Annotated in this window: 15 protein-coding genes; 9 read left to right on the plus strand and 6 right to left on the minus strand. The window is 71.3% G+C overall.

Annotation, left to right across the window (positions count from 1 at the left end; genetic code table 11):
• The first annotated feature begins 57 nt into the window (after positions 1 to 57).
• Both ABEA10_RS25210 and ABEA10_RS25215 read left to right on the plus strand, forming a co-directional pair.
• A complete protein-coding gene (locus ABEA10_RS25210) occupies positions 58 to 651 on the plus strand; it encodes a TetR/AcrR family transcriptional regulator (protein WP_345468074.1) in 594 nt (197 codons plus the stop codon).
• 100 nt (positions 652 to 751) lie between these two features.
• Positions 752 to 1,972, plus strand: coding sequence for an MFS transporter (locus ABEA10_RS25215; RefSeq protein WP_345468077.1), 1,221 nt, complete (start codon positions 752 to 754; stop codon positions 1,970 to 1,972).
• Between the two features lie 133 nt (positions 1,973 to 2,105).
• Here ABEA10_RS25215 and ABEA10_RS25220 read toward each other — a convergent pair whose 3' ends face one another.
• On the minus strand, positions 2,106 to 2,309 hold the full coding sequence (locus tag ABEA10_RS25220; RefSeq protein ID WP_141962982.1) for a cold-shock protein: 204 nt from the start codon (positions 2,307 to 2,309) through the stop codon (positions 2,106 to 2,108).
• A gap of 472 nt (positions 2,310 to 2,781) precedes the next feature.
• Positions 2,782 to 3,552: an enoyl-CoA hydratase-related protein gene (locus ABEA10_RS25225; RefSeq protein ID WP_345468082.1), complete on the minus strand. Its 771-nt coding sequence runs from the start codon at positions 3,550 to 3,552 to the stop codon at positions 2,782 to 2,784.
• 166 nt (positions 3,553 to 3,718) lie between these two features.
• Here ABEA10_RS25225 and ABEA10_RS25230 point away from each other — a divergent pair, with 166 nt between their 5' ends.
• Positions 3,719 to 4,597, plus strand: a complete 879-nt coding sequence (locus ABEA10_RS25230; protein WP_345468084.1) for a hypothetical protein — start codon at positions 3,719 to 3,721, stop codon at positions 4,595 to 4,597.
• Here the strand turns inward: ABEA10_RS25230 and ABEA10_RS25235 are convergent.
• The 4 genes from ABEA10_RS25235 to pip all read right to left on the minus strand — a co-directional run bounded on the left by ABEA10_RS25235 (position 4,534) and on the right by pip (position 8,412).
• Positions 4,534 to 5,661 carry an NAD(P)H-dependent flavin oxidoreductase gene (locus ABEA10_RS25235; protein WP_345468086.1) on the minus strand — a complete coding sequence of 376 codons (1,128 nt, stop codon included), beginning with the start codon at positions 5,659 to 5,661 and terminating at the stop codon, positions 4,534 to 4,536. The genes ABEA10_RS25230 and ABEA10_RS25235 overlap by 64 nt on opposite strands.
• A complete protein-coding gene (locus ABEA10_RS25240; RefSeq protein ID WP_345468088.1) occupies positions 5,658 to 6,086 on the minus strand; it encodes a Zn-ribbon domain-containing OB-fold protein in 429 nt (142 codons plus the stop codon). The genes ABEA10_RS25235 and ABEA10_RS25240 overlap by 4 nt, the downstream gene beginning before the upstream one ends.
• A 65-nt stretch (positions 6,087 to 6,151) precedes the next feature.
• Complete coding sequence (locus tag ABEA10_RS25245; protein ID WP_345468226.1) at positions 6,152 to 7,318, minus strand: thiolase family protein; 1,167 nt, start codon at positions 7,316 to 7,318, stop codon at positions 6,152 to 6,154.
• A gap of 134 nt (positions 7,319 to 7,452) precedes the next feature.
• Complete coding sequence (gene pip / locus ABEA10_RS25250; protein ID WP_345468091.1) at positions 7,453 to 8,412, minus strand: prolyl aminopeptidase; 960 nt, start codon at positions 8,410 to 8,412, stop codon at positions 7,453 to 7,455.
• Positions 8,413 to 8,515: 103 nt separating this feature from the next.
• Between pip and ABEA10_RS25255 the strand changes: the two genes are divergently transcribed.
• The 6 genes from ABEA10_RS25255 to ABEA10_RS25280 all read left to right on the plus strand — a co-directional run bounded on the left by ABEA10_RS25255 (position 8,516) and on the right by ABEA10_RS25280 (position 16,381).
• Positions 8,516 to 9,784, plus strand: a complete 1,269-nt coding sequence (locus tag ABEA10_RS25255; RefSeq protein ID WP_345468093.1) for an RNA-guided endonuclease InsQ/TnpB family protein — start codon at positions 8,516 to 8,518, stop codon at positions 9,782 to 9,784.
• A 157-nt stretch (positions 9,785 to 9,941) separates the two neighbouring features.
• Positions 9,942 to 11,831 (plus strand): coiled-coil domain-containing protein, encoded by a 1,890-nt coding sequence (locus tag ABEA10_RS25260; protein ID WP_345468095.1) that lies wholly within the window; start codon positions 9,942 to 9,944, stop codon positions 11,829 to 11,831.
• A 116-nt stretch (positions 11,832 to 11,947) separates the two neighbouring features.
• A complete protein-coding gene (pyrG, locus tag ABEA10_RS25265; protein ID WP_345468097.1) occupies positions 11,948 to 13,603 on the plus strand; it encodes a CTP synthase in 1,656 nt (551 codons plus the stop codon).
• Entirely contained in the window at positions 13,600 to 14,289 is a 690-nt protein-coding gene (locus tag ABEA10_RS25270) for an NUDIX domain-containing protein (protein WP_345468099.1), read from the plus strand. Before pyrG ends, ABEA10_RS25270 begins: the two co-directional genes overlap by 4 nt.
• 43 nt (positions 14,290 to 14,332) lie before the next feature.
• Entirely contained in the window at positions 14,333 to 15,277 is a 945-nt protein-coding gene (locus ABEA10_RS25275; protein ID WP_425550961.1) for a site-specific tyrosine recombinase XerD, read from the plus strand.
• Between the two features lie 282 nt (positions 15,278 to 15,559).
• Positions 15,560 to 16,381 (plus strand): ParA family protein, encoded by an 822-nt coding sequence (locus ABEA10_RS25280; RefSeq protein ID WP_425550962.1) that lies wholly within the window; start codon positions 15,560 to 15,562, stop codon positions 16,379 to 16,381.
• Positions 16,382 to 16,485 lie beyond the last annotated feature (104 nt).

Below are 16,485 nucleotides of genomic sequence, written 5' to 3' on the forward strand. Positions count from 1 at the left end.
GCGCACTTCGCGCGCCGTGTATTGCATTGATCAGTGCAAAACGCGTAACCTGCTGATATGGCACGACCGAGGACGTTCGATGAGGACCGCGTCCTGGAGGCGGCGATGCACGCCTTCTGGACGAACGGCTATGAGGCCACCTCGACCCGGGATCTGTGTGAGGCCGTGGGCCTCGACCGGAGCAGCGTCTACAACGCCTTCGAGAGCAAGCACGAGCTCTTCAAGCGGGCGTTGACCCGTTACATCGACACCACCACCGCCGACCAGCTGGAGATCCTGGAAGACCGGGAGCGGTCGGCGGTCGAACGGATCCGTGCCCTGCTCCGCACGATCGTCGACGGCGAGATGGAGAACCGGCGTAACGGCCACCCCGGCTGTCTGACGGTCAACACCACGGTCGAACTCGCCGGGCGCGACGCGGAGGTCGCCGCGTTGCTGGAGCGTGACCTGGTCCGGCGGCTGGACGTCATCCGGACCGTCATCGAGACGGGCCGCCGCGCCGGGGAGATCACCTCCACGCGGGACTCGGGCGATCTGGCGCGGTTCCTCAACGCCGTGATCGCCGGGATCCGCGTGGCCGCCCAGGGCGGCGCCGACCGGCTCGCGCTGGAAGCGATCGCGGCCACCGCCGTTGACGCCCTGACACCCTGACGCCCGGTTTCCGCTGAGCGCCGCCGGGCCGTGGCGCGCGCCGTTCGCGCGCCCGTGTTTTACACCGAACGATACAAAATCCTGGCCAGGAGGATCCGCTGTGCCCCGTGTCATCTACATACTCGCCCTCGGCGTCTTCGCCATGGTGAGCAGCGAGTTCGCCGTCGCCGGGCTCATGCCGCAACTCGCCGCCGGTCTGCACGCCACCATCCCGCAGATCGGCTATCTCATCACCGCGTTCGCCGTGGCGATGGCGGCCGGCGGTCCGTTCCTCACCATCGCGATGATCAGATTCCGCCCCAGGACGGCGCTCGTCGTGCTGTTCGCGATCTTCTTGGCGGGCAACCTGCTGGCCGCCACCGCGACCTCCTACGCGGTCATGACGGTGGCGCGCGTCATCACCGGCATCGCGGCCCAGGCCTTCTTCGGGGTCGCCATCTCACTGGCGGCCCGGCTGACGCGACCCCAGGTGCGTGGCTGGGCCATCGCCGTGGTCATGAACGGGCTGATGGTGGGCACGCTGCTGGGCCTGCCACTCTCGACGATGGTCGGAGAGCGCCTGGGCTGGCGTGCCGCCTTCTGGGCCGTCAGCGCCGTGGCCGTCCTCGCGGCGCTGGCGACCATGGCCGGAGTGCCTCGCCTCGAGCACGCCGGCGGCGGAGGGGAGGGCGCCCGGAAGGAGATGGGCGCATTCGCCCGTCCTCGCCTGTGGCTGGTGTTCTCGACCAGCACGTTCATCATCGGTGCGACCTTCTCCGCCTTCAGCTACCTCACCCCGATCCTCACCCGGGTCAGCGGATTCGGCGGCGGCACCGTGCCGTTCCTGCTCATCGCCTACGGGGCGGCCACAGTGATCGGCAACCACGTCGTCGGGCGTCTCGCCGACCGGCACACGGTCGGCGTCCAACTCTGCGGCCTGGCCCTGAACCTGCTCTTCCTGACCGGGTTCGCCCTGCTGGCCGGCATCGGCGTTCTCGCCGTGACCTTCATGCTGGGCGTCGGCCTGGTCGGCGTGACGATGAACCCGGCCATGGTGACGCGCGTCCAGCGGACGGGAAACGCCGGGCCGCTCGTGAACACCGTCCACTCATCGTTCATCACCCTGGGCGTCATCATCGGTTCCTCGGCCGGGGGCGTGGCCATCGACACCTTCGGGCTGCGGGCTCCGCTCTGGCTCGGCGCCGCCCTGGCGTTCCTGGGGATCCTCACTCTCCTGCCCGAGTTCACTCCCGGAACCTCGACGCCCGGCGCCACCGAAGAATCCTCGCCGGCCGGCGAGAGACGGACGGCCTGGGGCCTGTCCCAGAGTCCCCGTCCGTAGCGAGCGACGCCTGGACGTCGCGCAGCAGGACAGCGGGGCTTTGAGACAGGCCCCCAGGGCGGTGGAAAGCAGACCGGGCCCGCACCGACCTCGTCATGAGGCGGTGGGGCCCAGCCTTGGGTCGTCCTAAGTCTTAGATCGGCGTGACCTGCTCCGCCTGCGGGCCCTTCGGACCCTGGGTCGTCTCGAAGCTCACGCGCTGGTTCTCCTCCAGCGTACGGAACCCGCTGGAGGTGATCGCCGAGTAGTGCACGAACACGTCCGGGCCGCCGCCGTCAGGTGCGATGAACCCGAAGCCCTTGTCGGCGTTGAACCACTTGACGGTACCTTCTGCCACTTTCTCTCCTTGCTTGGGACCTCACCGGGGCGCCGGTTGGCGTACCGGGCTGCATCACGGACTTCGGCTTGCTTCCGCGAAGACTATCCCGGAGAAGCGAAAACGCCCGCCGTCACTTCCGCGGGCGTTCAAGACGAACTCAATACGTACGAGGAAACTACGACTGCAACGCATACCATGCTATCGGCTCTCCGTATTAGCGGCAACCGGCCGCACAGCGTGCTATGGGACCCGGCAGAGCCGCGCCCGGCGCCCGCACGGCCGCCGTACGGCGCCCTGGCGCCACTCCGTCACCAGCGCCCTGATCAGCGAGAACAACGGCCTCCGCCGCCGTCAGATGCCGTGCCCGTCACGGACCGGAGCGTCCTTCCGGAAGTGCCCATGACCCTTCCCGGACCGGCCTGGGACCAGGCCCTGCGGCCACCGGATGACCAGCGGTGATCCGTGCTCTCACCACCGGAACCGACCTGGATCACGTGGGCCACTGTGGCGCGCGCTTTTCGAGGAATGCCCGCATTCCTTCCTGTGCCTCGGGGGTCTGGCTCGCCGCGGCCATCACCTCCACCGCGTACGTGTAGGCGTCCGCCTCCGGGTGACCGAGCTGGGCGTACATGGCCTGCTTGCCGAGGGCCTTGCTGCGCCGGCTGCCACGCGTGGCGCGTTCGAGCAGCTCGCGTGTTGCCTTCTCCAGCTCCTCCGGGGGCACGGCGCGGTTGATCAGGCCCCAGTCGAGCGCGGTGCCGGCGTCGATGACGTCGCCGGTCAGCGCCATCTCCATCGCCCGTTTGCGCCCGACATTGCGGGCGATGGGCACCATCGGCGTGTGGCAGAACCAGCCGCCCTTACCGCCGGGAGCGGCGAACCCCGCGCTCCACGTCGCGACGGCCAGGTCGCAGGTGGCCACGAGCTGGCAGCCGGCGGCGGTCGCCAGCCCGTGCACCCGGGCGATCACGACCTGCGGGACGGACTGGATGGTCTCCATCAGCTCCCGGCAGGCGAGGAGCAGCTCTCGTGCGGCGCCGAGGTCCGCGCCGGCCAGGTCGGCGAAGTCGTGTCCGGCGGAGAAGACCGGGCCGTTGCCGGCCAGCACCGTCCCTGTCGCGTCCGTCTCGCCGACCTGCCGGAACGCCGCGGTCAGCGCGCGCATGTGGGACAGGGACAGAGCGTTGCGGCGTTCGGGCCGGTTCATCGTGATGACGGCGAACGGGCCGTCGGTCTCGACCAGTACCTCGTCAGAGCTCATGTCCGCACGGTACGTCGCGGATCGCCTCGATCACCACGTTCGAGCGGCTCTGTCGTCTCTCGGCGGGCCGCGCGCCGCACCGGAGCCCGGGCATGGCCGGGTGGCCATGCCGCCATGGCCGATCGGCCGACGCGGCCGTACGCCCGGCGTTCCTACGCTCGGGCGGGTGACCGGACGACATCCACGCCACCGGGGACGCGCCGTCGCCCTGTTCTTCCTCGCGCCGCTCGTGGGGGAGTACCTGCTCGGCAACACCCCGATCACCGACGTCGCCTCGCTGTTCATGTTCGCTCCCATGTACGGCGGCGGCGCGCTGTCGATGCACACCGTCTGGAGCATCTGCGTGCCGATCGCCCTCGTGGAGGCCTGCGGCCGCGAGGCCACCGGGCTCTGGCTCGGCCGTACCGGCACCGCGGTGACCGCCGGGCCCTGGCTCGGCCGTACCGGCACCGCGGTGACCGCCGGGCTGTTCGCCGCCGGGGCGGTGCTGCTGTCGGCCGCGCAGGTCGCCCAGACGCGCTTCGTCGCCTCACCGGCCGAGCTGGCCTGGTGCTCCACCGTCATCGTCGCGCTCGTCGTGGTCGCGTTCGCGCTCCGCCGCGGCCCGTCGGCCAGGTCCGCGCCCGCCGCCCCGGCGCCCTGGAGGGTGGGGACGGCCGCGTTCGGGGTGACGAGTCTCTACTGGGCCCGTGAGTTCCTCGGCGACGGCGTCCCGCAGTGGGCCGTGGCGGGCGCCTGGCTCGGGCTCGTCGCCGCGAGCGTGGCGCTGTGCGCGCGCTGGTGCCGGCGTACGGGCTGGGGCGAGGCGCACCGCCTCGCCCTGGCCGGTGGGGCGCTGCTCACCTACGCGTGGGTCGGCGTCTCGCACGCGCGGGACATGGACGTCCCCCGGGGCACCGCGCTGACCGGGAACGTCGTGTTCGGTCTCGGCGCGGTCGCGCTGTCGGCCGTGGCCGCCCGCTCCGTACGCCGCCGTGAGGTTCAGCCGTCGCCGAGCGCCGCCAGCCGTTCCAGTGCCTCGCCGAACTCCTCGACCATCTCGTAGACGACCTGGCGTGCGGGCTTGACGGTGGTCATCCGGCCGACGACCTGGCCGACGAAGTAGTTCACCAGTTGCCGGGCGCCCTCGTTGCCGTTCTCGGCGGCCGTGCCGATCGGCCCCATCGCGCCCTCGGCGACGATCATCTGGAGCGGCATCGGCAGCGCTCCGGGGCTGGCGGGGGAGGCGTCCCACTCGTCCGTCCACGCCGATCGCAGCTGCCGCGCGGGCTTGCCCGTACGGGACCGGGAGCGCACGGTGTCGCTCGAGGAGGCGGCGAGCATCTTGGCCTTCACCGCCGGGAGCGTCTCGGCCTCCTCGGTGGTCAGCCAGACCGAGCCGCACCACACGCCCTGCGCGCCGAGCGCCATGGCCGCGGCCATCTGCCGGCCCGACGCGATGCCGCCCGCCGCGAGCACGGGCAGCGGCGCCACGGCGTCCACGACCTCCGGAACGAGAACCATCGTGGAGATCTCGCCCGTGTGCCCGCCGGCCTCCGAGCCCTGCGCGACGATCAGGTCGGCGCCGGCCTGGACCTGACGGCGCGCGTGCTCGACCGTGCCGACGAGCGCGGCGACCGGCACGCCCGCGGCCCGCGCGCGTTCGACCATCAGCGGCGGGGGCGGGCCGAGGGCGCTGGCGATGAGCCGGATCGGGTGGCGCAGAGCGACGTCGATCAGTTCGGTCGCGCCCTGTTCGGTCACCTGGCGACCGCCGCGGCGGGCGTCCCCGCGGCCGGCCGTCAGGTCGGGGGCGGGTACGCCGTACCGCTCGAACAGCCCGGCGAGGAACTCCCAGTGCCCCGCCGGGATCGCCGACAGCAGGTCACCGGATGCCTCCGCCTCTTTGGCGATCTTGCCGGGCACGAGGACGTCGACGCCGTACGGGCGGCCGCCCACGTGGTCGTCGATCCAGCGCAGCTCCTCCTCGAGCCGGTCGGGGGAGTAGGCGACGGCGCCGAGCACGCCGAATCCGCCCGCGTTGGTGACCGCCGCGACCACGTCACGGCAGTGGCTGAAGGCGAACAGCGGGAACTCGATCCCGAACGTCTCGCACACGTCTGTTCTCACCGGTCGCGCTCCTCGAACACCGGGTAGCTCTCGCCCTCGTCCGGATGGACGAATCTCGCCCGCAGGGGCAGTCCCTCGCGCGGTGCCTCCACCGCCTCCAGCCGCGTGTACATCCAGGGGCCCTCGGCCAGCTCGACCAGGGCCAGGGGCGCCGTCTCGCCCGTACGGGAGTGGGCGACCGCCCAGGAGATCAGTACCGCCTCGCCGCTCGCCTCGGCCCAGGACAGGTCGTCGGTGCCGCATCCGGGGCAGCCGGTCGCGTCGGGGGCGAACCACCGCTCGCAGGAGGCGCAGCAGCGTACGACCAGCCGGTCCTCGGCGGCGCCGTCGAAGAACGGGTCGCCGCGGCCGTCACGCCGGATCGGACCGGCCGCGGGTGTGACCACCGGGGCGCGTTCTCTGATTCCCTCGCCGCGCTCGGTCATGATTCCTCCTGCGTCGGAGGGTGTGACCACCGGGGCGCGTCTTCTGATTCCCTCGCTGCGCTCGGTCATGGGGACTCCTTCGCGTGCGGGCTCACGACCAGCGTCGCATGGTGGTCGAGGATGCCGCCGTTGCCGCTGACGAGGATCACGTCATTGCGCGGCGCCTGCCGCTCACCGCCCTGGCCGCGGGCCTGGATCACGGCCTCGGACAGCGGGGTCATGCCCCACATGTAGTAGCCCGACAGCTGCCCGCCGCCGGTGTTGACCGGCAGCGCGCCGCCCGGGGCGAGAGCACCGCTCGCGGCGAACGGCCCGCCCTCACCCTTGGCGCAGAAGCCGTAGTCCTCCAGCGTCACCAGGACGGTGAAGGTGTAGCAGTCATAGATCTGGCAGCTGTCGACGTCGGCCGGCGTGATCCCCGCCATCTTCATCGCGGCCGGCCCGGACAGCGCGGCTCCGGTGGTCAGCCCGAAGTCGCCGCCGCGCTCCATGCGGCGGCCGGGGTGGCCCTGGCCCCACCCCCACACGTGGACGGGCGGCCGGGCCAGGTCGCGGGCGCGTTCGGCGCTCGTGACGATCACGGCGATGCCGCCGTTGGAGACGAGACAGCAGTCGAGCAGGTGCAGCGGTTCGACGACCCAGCGGGACTCCTGGTGGTCGCGCAGCGAGATCGGCTCGCGCATCTGGGCGAGCGGGTTGCCGCCGGCCCAGGCGCGGGTGGCGACGGCGATCGCGCCGAGCTGCTCGCTCGTGGTGCCGTAGCGCTCCATGTGCCGCCGGGCGGCGAGGGCGTAGAAGGCGTTGACGCTGCGGAAGCCCAGCGCAGCCTGGAGGCCGCCGATGCCGTGCCACTCCGCCGCGTCGCGGTGGTAGGCGGAGCCGGAGGAGCGCTCGGGGCGCAGCGGCGCGTCGGCGAAGACGCAGGCCACCGCCGAGGCGGCGCCGCTGCCGACCATCGCGGCGGCGTGGGAGACCATGCCGATCGCGGTCGCGCCGTAGGAGTTCATCTGGGTGAGCAGCCGCAGGTCCCGCAGGCCGAGCACGCCCGCCAGCTCGATACCGGGGGAGCCGGACAGGCCGTGGCTGACGATCAGCCCGTCGAGGTCGGACAGGGCGAGGCCGGCGTCGTCGGCGGCGGCGCGTACGGCGTCGGCCGCCAGCCGGCGCGGGCTGCGGCCGTACACCTTGCCGAGCTCGGTCATCCCGAGCCCGGCGATCGCCGCGCCGGTCATCGTCACGCGAGCCCCTTCCCGGAGACGGCCCGGCGCCCCCGTGAGGGCCCGGGACGGTCTCTCAGCGTTCCGTCCGCTCCCACGTTACCGAATCCGATTCGGAATCGGCCAGGCGGGACCGGGCGGCGGCCGGCTCAGGAGCGGGCGAACCGGTCGGTGGCCTCGATCAGGCGGTGCAGGATGCCCGGCTCGCTGTACGCGTGGCCGGCGTCGGCGACGAGGTGGAAGTCCGCCTCGGGCCAGGCCTGGTGCAGGTCCCACGCGGTCGCCGCCGGCGTCGCTACGTCGTAGCGGCCCTGCACGATCACGCACGGGATGTGCCGGATCTTCTTGACGTCGCGCAGGAGCTGGTCGTCCTCGAAGAACCCGCCGTTCACGAAGTAGTGGTTCTCGATCCGGGAGAACGCCACCGCATAGTCGTCGGCCGCGTGCTCCTCGATCAGCTTCTCGTCCGGCAGGAGCGTGATCGTCGACCCCTCCCAGACGCTCCAGGCCCGCGCGGCCGGCAGGCGCACCGCGGGGTCCGGGTCGTTCAGCCGCGCGTGGAACGCGGTGATCAGGTCGTCGCGCTCGTCCTCCGGTATCGGCTCGACGAACCTCTCCCACAGGTCGGGGAACAGCAGCGAGGCGCCCTCCTGGTAGTACCAGTACAGCTCGAACGGCCGCAGCGTGAAGATCCCGCGCAGCACCATCTCGGTGACCCGCTCCGGGTGCGTCTCGGCGTACGCGAGGGCGAGCGCGCTGCCCCACGAGCCGCCGAAGACCATCCACCGGTCGATGCCCAGGTGCTCGCGCAGCAGCTCGATGTCGGCGACGAGGTTCCACGTGGTGTTGCGCTCGAGCGAGACCGACGGATCGCTCGCGCTCGGCAGGCTGCGCCCGCAGTTGCGCTGGTCGAACAGGACGATGCGGTACGCCTCCGGGTCGAACAGCCGGCGGTGCCCGGGACCGCACCCGTCGCCCGGGCCGCCGTGGAGCATGACGACCGGCTTGCCGGCGGGGTTCCCGCAGGCCTCCCAGTAGATCCGGTCGCCGTCGCCGGTCTCCACGAATCCGGATTCGTACGGCTCGATCGGCGGATACAAGGTCTTCATCAGTAGCGCGGCGTGGAGACCCCGGCGTTGAGGCCGAGGAGGAAGCGCCGCTTCCCTCCCTCATTCATACGGTCTTACATACTGACCTGATAACGTGTGAGCCATGGCGAAGCAGGTGAAGCGAGCGTACAAGTATCGCTTCTATCCCTCGCCTGAACAGGCCGCCGAGCTGTCTCGCACCTTCGGGTGCGTGCGCCTGGTCTACAACAAGGCGTTGGAAGCCCGTACGGCCGCCTGGTACACCGAGCGCCGCCGGGTCTCTTACGCGCAGTCCTCGGCGATGCTGACCGAGTGGAAGCGTTCGGAGGAGTACGCGTTCCTCAACGAGGTCTCCTCCGTTCCTCTCCAGCAGACCCTGCGGCACCTGCAAGGTGCGTTCGCGGCATTCTGGGAGAAACGCGCCCGCTACCCGGTGTTCAAATCGCGCAAGAAGTCACGGCAGTCGGCCGAGTACACCCGCAGTGCGTTCCGCTGGCGTGACGGACGGGTCACCTTGGCGAAGATGGCTGACCCGCTGAACATCGTGTGGTCTCGGCCGCTGCCGGAGGGCGCGGAGCCGTCCGCGGTGACCATAAGCCGGGACACGGCCGGACGCTGGTTCGTGTCCATCCTGGTGGAGACTGGCATCGGACGGCTGGACGCGTCCAGCGAAACGGTCGGCATCGACGTGGGCATCACGTCCCTGCTCACCCTGTCGACCGGGGAGAAGATCACCAATCCCCGTCATGAGCGGAGGGACCGTGCCCGGCTGGCCAAAGCCCAGCGCGGTTTGGCCCGCAAAGCAGAAGGGTCGAACAACCGGGCCAAAGCCCGTCTGAAGGTCGCCCGCATCCACGCCAGAATCGCCGACCGGCGCCGCGACCACCTGCAAAAACTGTCGACTCGGCTCGTCCGTGAGAACCAAACGGTCGTGATCGAGGATCTGAACGTCCGCAACATGATCAAGAACCATTCACTGGCCCGCGCGATTTCCGATGCGGGCTGGCGGGACCTGCGGGGCATGCTGGAATACAAGTGCGACTGGTATGGCCGTGAGCTGGTCGTGATCGACCGCTGGTTCCCCAGCAGGAAGACCTGCTCGACCTGCGGGCATGCGGTCAACGCTCTGCCGCTGAACGCCCGGAAATGGACCTGCCCCGCGTGTGGGACGGTCCACGACCGGGACGTGAACGCGGCGAGGAACATCCGTGCCGCCGGGCTGGCGGCTCAAGCCTGTGGAGACGGTGTAAGACCCCAACCGCGTACGCGGGGCGGGCGGCCGTCGCTGAAGCAGGAAACCCCGACCCGCGAGGGAAGGGATCCCCGCCCTTCAGGGCGGCGGAGGAAGCCAAGGGCGGCATTTTCTCATCAATCAATCGATCGAGGGGATTGACGGCTTCGCACAGTGACGCCGACGCGCCCGTGCGTCTCCCCTCCCAGGTCACACCCCCTTCTCGGAGGAGGGCATGGGGGGATTGATCCACGAGTGATGCGCCACACGTTCCCGGACATGGCAGACAGCCTCGCGAGACGCCCTTAGAGTTCCCTATGTGAGCGATCTCAATGGTTCGGGCGGTTCTTACTCCGCGGAGGGCGGCGGGTCGTCCTGGTTGCCGGGCAACGGCAGCCGGCCGGCCCGGAGCGGCGACGCGGAACAGCCGGGCGAGGTCGTCGACCGGCTGCGGCAGATGGCGGACATGCTCGCCGGCGCGCTGGCGCAGGGTGAGCAGAAGGTCGCCGAGGCCAAGCAGGAGGCCGCGGTCCAGATCGCGGCCGTCCAGGCGGAGCACGAGAAGACCAAGCAGGAGGCGACCTCTGCCTGGCAGGAGGTCGAGCGGCTCCGCACCCAGGTGCAGCAGGCGCAGGCCACCGCGCGCCAGATGCTCGCCGAGCGCGAGAGCGCCAAACAGGACGCCGCCGCGGCGATGCAGGAGATCGAGCGGGTCGGCGCCCAGAACGAACAGCTCGACCAGCGCGCCGAGCAGGCCGAGGCGGCCGTGCGGCAGCTCATGACCGAGCGTGAGGCCGCCCAGCGCGACGCCGCCGCGATGCGCCAGGAGGCGCAGTCCGTACGGCAGCAGAAGGAGCAGGCCGAGGCCACCGGTCGCCAGCTCATGGCCGAGCGCGAGTCGGCCAAGCAGGACGCCGCGGCGATGCAGCAGGAGCTCGACCGCGTACGCGCGCAGCTGGAGGAGATGAACCAGCGCGTCGAGCAGTCCGAGGCCGCCGTGCGCCAGGCGATCTCCGAGCGCGAGTCGGCCAAGCAGGAGGCCAACACCGCCTGGCAGGAGGGCCTGCGGGCCCGCGCGCAGGCCGAGCAGTCCGAGGCCGCCATGCGGCAGGCCATCAGCGAGCGCGACAACGCCCAGAGCGAGGCCGTCGGGGCCCGGCAGCAGACCGACCAGGCGCTCGCCAAGGCGCGTACGGCCGAGCAGCAGGCCCGCGCGGCCGAGCAGCGCAGCGAGCAGTCCGAGGCCGCCGTGCGGCAGATGATGTCCGAGCGTGACACCGCTCAGCGTGAGGCGGTCGGGGCCCGGCAGGAGACCGAACAGGCGCTCGCCCAGCTGCGCGCGACCGAGCAGCGCGCGGAGCAGTCCGAGGCCGCCGTGCGCCAGATGATGTCCGAGCGCGAGGCGGCCCAGCGCGAGGCCGCCGGCGCCTGGCAGGAGACCGAGCGCCTGCGCGCCCAGGCGGAGCAGTCCGAGGCCGCGATGCGGCAGGCCTTCACCGAACGCGACCAGGCCCGCGCGCAGGCGGAGCAGTTCGAGGTCGCCGCTCGCCAGGCGATGTCCGAACGCGACCAGATGCGCGAGGACCGCGACGAGGCGCACCGCTCCGCCGGAGAGGCGCAGGCGGGGCGCAAGGCCCTCGAGGGCGAGCGCGACCGCATCTCCAAGCACGCCGCCGACCTGGCCCAGGCGCTGGAGACCGCGCAGGCCGAGCTGAACACCCTGCGCAGCAGGCTCGCCGACCTGGAGGCCGCCTCCAAGGACGCCGACGTCCTCCGGCGCCGCGTCCAGGACCTCGACGCCGAGCGGCGCCGTGCGCTCGACAGCGTCAAGCAGATCGAGAACGACCGCGACAGCGCCGAGCTCGCGCAGGCCCGCGCCGCGTCGGAGCTGGCGCAGACCCAGCGCCGGGTGGAGGACCTCATCCGCGAGCGCGACCAGGCGCTCGCCCAGGCCCGCCAGGTCGGCGCCGAACGCGACTCGATCAGCGAGAAGCTGAAGGAGCGCGAGCAGTGGGTCGACCAGCTCGCCGAGGCCGTCACCCAGCAGCGCGACGCCCTGTCGGCCCTGTCGGCCGAGCGTGACCAGGCGCGCACGTCGGCGGACCAGGCGAGGAAGCTGATCGACGATCTGACCGGCCAGCTGCGCACGATGTCACCGGGGGCCGCTGGGAGCGCCGCCACCGGAAGTTACGCCGGGGGCTACAGCTGATCTGATCGGCTCGCGGCTGATCAGGTACATCGCCTGTTATCCTGGTGGCCCGTGGAGATTGGCCGCCCACCGGTCAGGTGGGCGCAGCCGCGACAACGACCACGGGAGCGTCCCTCTTGGCTTCGGCAGTCATTGGTGGGTCCGGAAGGACCACCAAGCATCTTTTCGTCACCGGCGGTGTCGCCTCCAGCCTCGGCAAGGGGCTCACGGCATCCAGCCTCGGCCGGCTTCTCAAACTGCGCGGCCTGCGGGTCACGATGCAGAAGCTCGATCCCTACCTCAACGTCGACCCCGGCACGATGAACCCCTTCCAGCACGGCGAGGTGTTCGTCACCGACGACGGCGCCGAGACCGACCTCGACGTGGGTCACTACGAGCGGTTCCTCGACACCGAGCTGCACGGCTCGGCGAACGTCACCACGGGCCAGGTGTACTCCAACGTGATCGCCAAGGAGCGGCGCGGGGAGTACCTGGGTGACACCGTGCAGGTCATCCCGCACATCACCAACGAGATCAAGGACCGGATCCGCGGCATGGCCGGTCCCGACGTCGACGTCGTCATCACCGAGGTCGGCGGCACGGTCGGTGACATCGAGTCGCTGCCGTTCCTGGAGGCCGTACGCCAGATCCGGCACGAGATCGGCCGCGACAACTGCTTCTTCCTGCACGTGTCGCTGCTGCCCTACATCGGGCCGTCCGGCGAGCTGAAGACCAAGCCGACGCAGCACTCGGTCGCGGCGCTGCGCAGCATCGGCATCCAGCCCGACGCCATCGTCTGCCGCTCCGACCGGCCGATCACCCAGAGCCTGAAGAACAAGATCAGCCTGATGTGCGACGTGGACGCCGAGGCGGTGGTGTCCGCGATCGACGCCCCGAGCATCTACGACATCCCCAAGGTGCTGCACACCGAGGGCCTGGACGCCTACGTCGTGCGCCGGCTCGGGCTGCCGTTCCGCGACGTCGACTGGCGCGAGTGGGACGACCTGCTGAGCCGGGTCCACCAGCCCTCCCGCGAGGTCACGATCGCGCTCGTCGGCAAGTACATCGACCTGCCCGACGCGTACCTGTCGGTCACCGAGGCGCTGCGCCACGGCGGGTTCGCCCACGACACCCGGGTCAACATCCGCTGGGTCAAGAGCGACCGGTGCGCGACACCCGAGTCGGCCGCCCGCGAGCTGAAGGGCGTGGACGGCGTCCTGATCCCCGGCGGCTTCGGCGTGCGCGGCATCGAGGGCAAGGTCGGCGCCGCCCGGCACGCCCGCGAGAACCGCATCCCCACGCTCGGCATCTGCCTGGGCCTGCAGTGCATGGTCATCGAGGCCGCCCGTAGCCTCGCCGGGCTCACCGACGCCAACAGCGCCGAGTTCGACGAGAAGGCCGCCGATCCGGTCATCGCGACCATGGCCGACCAGGTCGACGTCGTCGCGGGCGAGCGCGACATGGGCGGCACGATGCGCCTGGGCCTGTACCCCGCCAACCTCGCCGAGGACTCCGTGGTCCGCGCGGTGTACGGCGACGCGGAGAAGGTCGAAGAACGCCACCGGCACCGCTACGAGGTCAACAACGCCTACCGCGAGGAGCTGACCGCCGCCGGCGTCGTCTTCTCCGGTCTCTCGCCCGACGGACGTCTCGTCGAGTACGCCGAACTGCCCCGCGAGACCCACCCGTTCTACGTCGGCACGCAGGCGCACCCGGAGTTCCGGTCCCGCCCGACCCGGCCGCACCCGCTGTTCGCCGGTCTCGTCGCCGCGGCCCTGGACCACGCCGAATGAGCGATCGGAGCGGTGAGCACGGCGGGCCCGGTCTCTCCTCCGGCGGGGGAGCGGACGCCGGCGCCGCGGAACTGGCCGACACCCCCGAGTCGTGGCCGGTCGAGGGCCGCGAGGAGCACTTCAAGGGCCGCATCGTCGAGGTCCGCACCGACCGGGTACGCATGCCGAACGGCGACACGACCGAGGTCGTCCAGCGCGACATCGTCATCCACCCCGGCTCGGTCGGCGTGATCGGCCTGGACGACCAGGACCGCGTCCTGCTCATCCGCCAGTACCGCCACCCGGTCGGCCGCCTGCTCTGGGAACCCCCGGCGGGGCTGCGCGACGTCGACGGCGAGCCACCGTGGCGTACGGCGGCCCGCGAGCTCGCCGAGGAGGCCGGCTACCGGGCCCGCGAGTGGCACACGCTGGTCGACGTCTTCACCTCCCCGGGCATGACCAACGAGCGCGTGCGCGTCTTCCTCGCCCGCGGGCTCAGCGAGATCCCCGAGGAGGAGATCGACTTCGAACGGATCCACGAGGAGGCCGGGATGCCGGTCGCCTGGGTGCCGCTCGACGAGGCGGTCGCCGCGGTGCGGCGCGGGCACATCCACAACCCCCTTGCGGTGATGGGTATCTTGTCGGTCTACGCCGCACGGGAGACGGGTTACCGTGACCTTCGCGCGCCCGACGCCCCGGAAGGATGACACGTCGAGCCCCCTCGACCCGCCTGGATGAGGTGCCGCGCTGATACCAGCCGCCGGAGAAGAGCTCGGGCCAGCGCTGCGGGCCGAGGTACGCGCGTACCTCGACCATCTCGCGGTCGACCGCGGCCTGGCGGCCAACACGCTGAGCTCGTACCGGCGTGACCTGCGGCGCTACGTCGACACGCTCGTCGCTCGCGGCCGTACGGCGATCGGGCAGGTCGGCGAGGACGACGTCGTGTCCTTCCTGGACCGGCTGCGCGAGGGCGACGAGCGGCACCCGCCGCTCGCCGCCGGGTCGGCCGCCCGCGCGGCCGTCGCGGTCCGCGGCCTGCACCGCTTCGCCGTGCGAGAGGGGCTGTCGGCCGCCGACCCGGCGCGCGACGTACGGCCGCCGTCGGCGCCGCGCCGGCGGCCGAGGGCGATCACGATCGAGGAGGTCGAGCGTCTCCTCGCGGCGGCCGGCCAGGGTGACACGCCGCGCGACCTGCGCGACCGGGCCCTGCTGGAGGTGCTGTACGGCACCGGCGCCCGGATCTCCGAGGCGGTCGGGCTCGAGGTCGGCGACGTCGACCTCGAGCGTGCCGTCGTCCGGCTGCACGGCACCGGGGCCAGGGCCCGCCTCGTCCCGGTCGGCCGGTACGCCCGTGAGGCGCTCGAGACCTATCTCCTGCGGGCGCGCCCGGCGCTCGGCCCGCCCGGCGGCAGCGGCGGCCCGCTGTTCCTCAACGCCCGCGGCGGGCGGCTGTCGCGCCAGAGCGCCTGGTCGACGCTGCGGACGGCGGCCGGCCGCGCGCAGCTCAAGGACGTCTCACCGCACACCCTACGGCATTCCTTCGCGACGCATCTCCTCGACGGCGGAGCCGACGTCAGGGCGGTCCAGGAGCTGCTGGGCCACGCGTCCGTGGCGACGACCCAGATCTACACGCTGGTCACCGTCGACCGGCTGCGGGAGGTTTACGCTTCGGCGCACCCGCGCGCCAGTGTCTGAGAGACTTGCCGGAGCCCCGGCTCGTCGTGAGCGGCGGCCGGGCGTGGGGTTCTGGGCGGTATCCGAACAAAGGCGCGACCGTCGGTGTGCCGCCTTGCCGCCTTACTTGACAGGCCATAGAGTCCCCATCTTGACGGCAAACCAAGGTCGCCGGGGAGGTTCGAGGAGCTGGTGACTGACATCAGCGCGCACGAGGAGAGAGCACGTTCGGAGAGTGTGCTTTCGACCGCGATCGCGACCGATCCGCGAGACGCCGCGCCGCTAGGACCGACGCAGCGTCCCATTCCGTCGTTCCCCGACCCACCCCCGCTGGCCGAGCACGGGCCCGCCCGCATCGTCTCGGTCTGTAACCAGAAGGGCGGGGTCGGCAAGACGACGACGACCATCAACCTGGGCGCGTCCCTGGCCGAGCAGGGGCGGCGGGTGCTGCTCGTCGACTTCGACCCGCAGGGCGCGCTGTCGGTGGGCCTGGGCAAGGGCGACCCCCGCCAGCTCGACCTCACGATCTACAACCTGCTCATGGAGCGGGGCGTGGACACCGAAGAGGTCATCCTGGAGACCAGCGTCGAGGGCATGGACCTGTTGCCCAGCAACATCGACCTGTCCGGCGCGGAGGTCCAGCTCGTCCACGAGGTCGGCCGCGAGTACATCCTCGGCGGACTGCTCAAGCCGGTCGTGGCCGACTACGACTACATCATGATCGACTGTCAGCCGTCGCTGGGCCTGCTGACCGTCAACGCGCTGACCGCCAGCCAGGGCGTGCTCGTCCCCCTCGAGTGCGAATACTTCGCGATGCGCGGTGTCGCGCTGCTCATGGAGACGATCGAGAAGGTACAAGGGCGGCTCAACGAGGAGCTGTCCATCGACGGCTTCCTCGCGACGATGTACGACTCGCGCACGCTCCACACCCGCGAGGTGCTCGGCCGCATCGTGGACGCCTTCGGTGAGAAGGTCTTCCACACGGTCATCAACCGCACCGTACGGTTCCCGGACGCGACGGTCGTGGGTGAGCCCATCACCCGCTTCGACCCGTCGTCCATGGGCGCCAACGCCTACCGGGAGCTCGCCAAGGAGGTACTCCAGAGGTGGCAGCACCTCACCTGACCGGTCCCGGTGCGGCCCCTGACCGCACCGGACCGCCGAGGGGTGCACCCGGGCGTCACGCTCCCACGTGGCAGGGGAGTGCGTGACCTCCACTACCGTTGGCG

The organism is Actinoallomurus oryzae (assembly GCF_039541955.1).
Lineage (GTDB): Bacteria > Actinomycetota > Actinomycetes > Streptosporangiales > Streptosporangiaceae > Actinoallomurus > Actinoallomurus oryzae.

What these genes read in the sequence shown, in the direction of transcription:
- ABEA10_RS25210 (WP_345468074.1), top strand. Translation starts at nt 58, where the DNA reads ATGGCACGACCGAGGACGTTCGATGAGGACCGCGTCCTGGAGGCGGCG.
- ABEA10_RS25225 (WP_345468082.1), bottom strand. Translation starts at nt 3,552, where the DNA reads ATGAGCTCTGACGAGGTACTGGTCGAGACCGACGGCCCGTTCGCCGTC.
- ABEA10_RS25240 (WP_345468088.1), bottom strand. Translation starts at nt 6,086, where the DNA reads ATGACCGAGCGCGGCGAGGGAATCAGAGAACGCGCCCCGGTGGTCACA.
- ABEA10_RS25245 (WP_345468226.1), bottom strand. Translation starts at nt 7,318, where the DNA reads ATGACCGGCGCGGCGATCGCCGGGCTCGGGATGACCGAGCTCGGCAAG.
- pip (WP_345468091.1), bottom strand. Translation starts at nt 8,412, where the DNA reads ATGAAGACCTTGTATCCGCCGATCGAGCCGTACGAATCCGGATTCGTG.
- ABEA10_RS25255 (WP_345468093.1), top strand. Translation starts at nt 8,516, where the DNA reads ATGGCGAAGCAGGTGAAGCGAGCGTACAAGTATCGCTTCTATCCCTCG.
- ABEA10_RS25270 (WP_345468099.1), top strand. Translation starts at nt 13,600, where the DNA reads ATGAGCGATCGGAGCGGTGAGCACGGCGGGCCCGGTCTCTCCTCCGGC.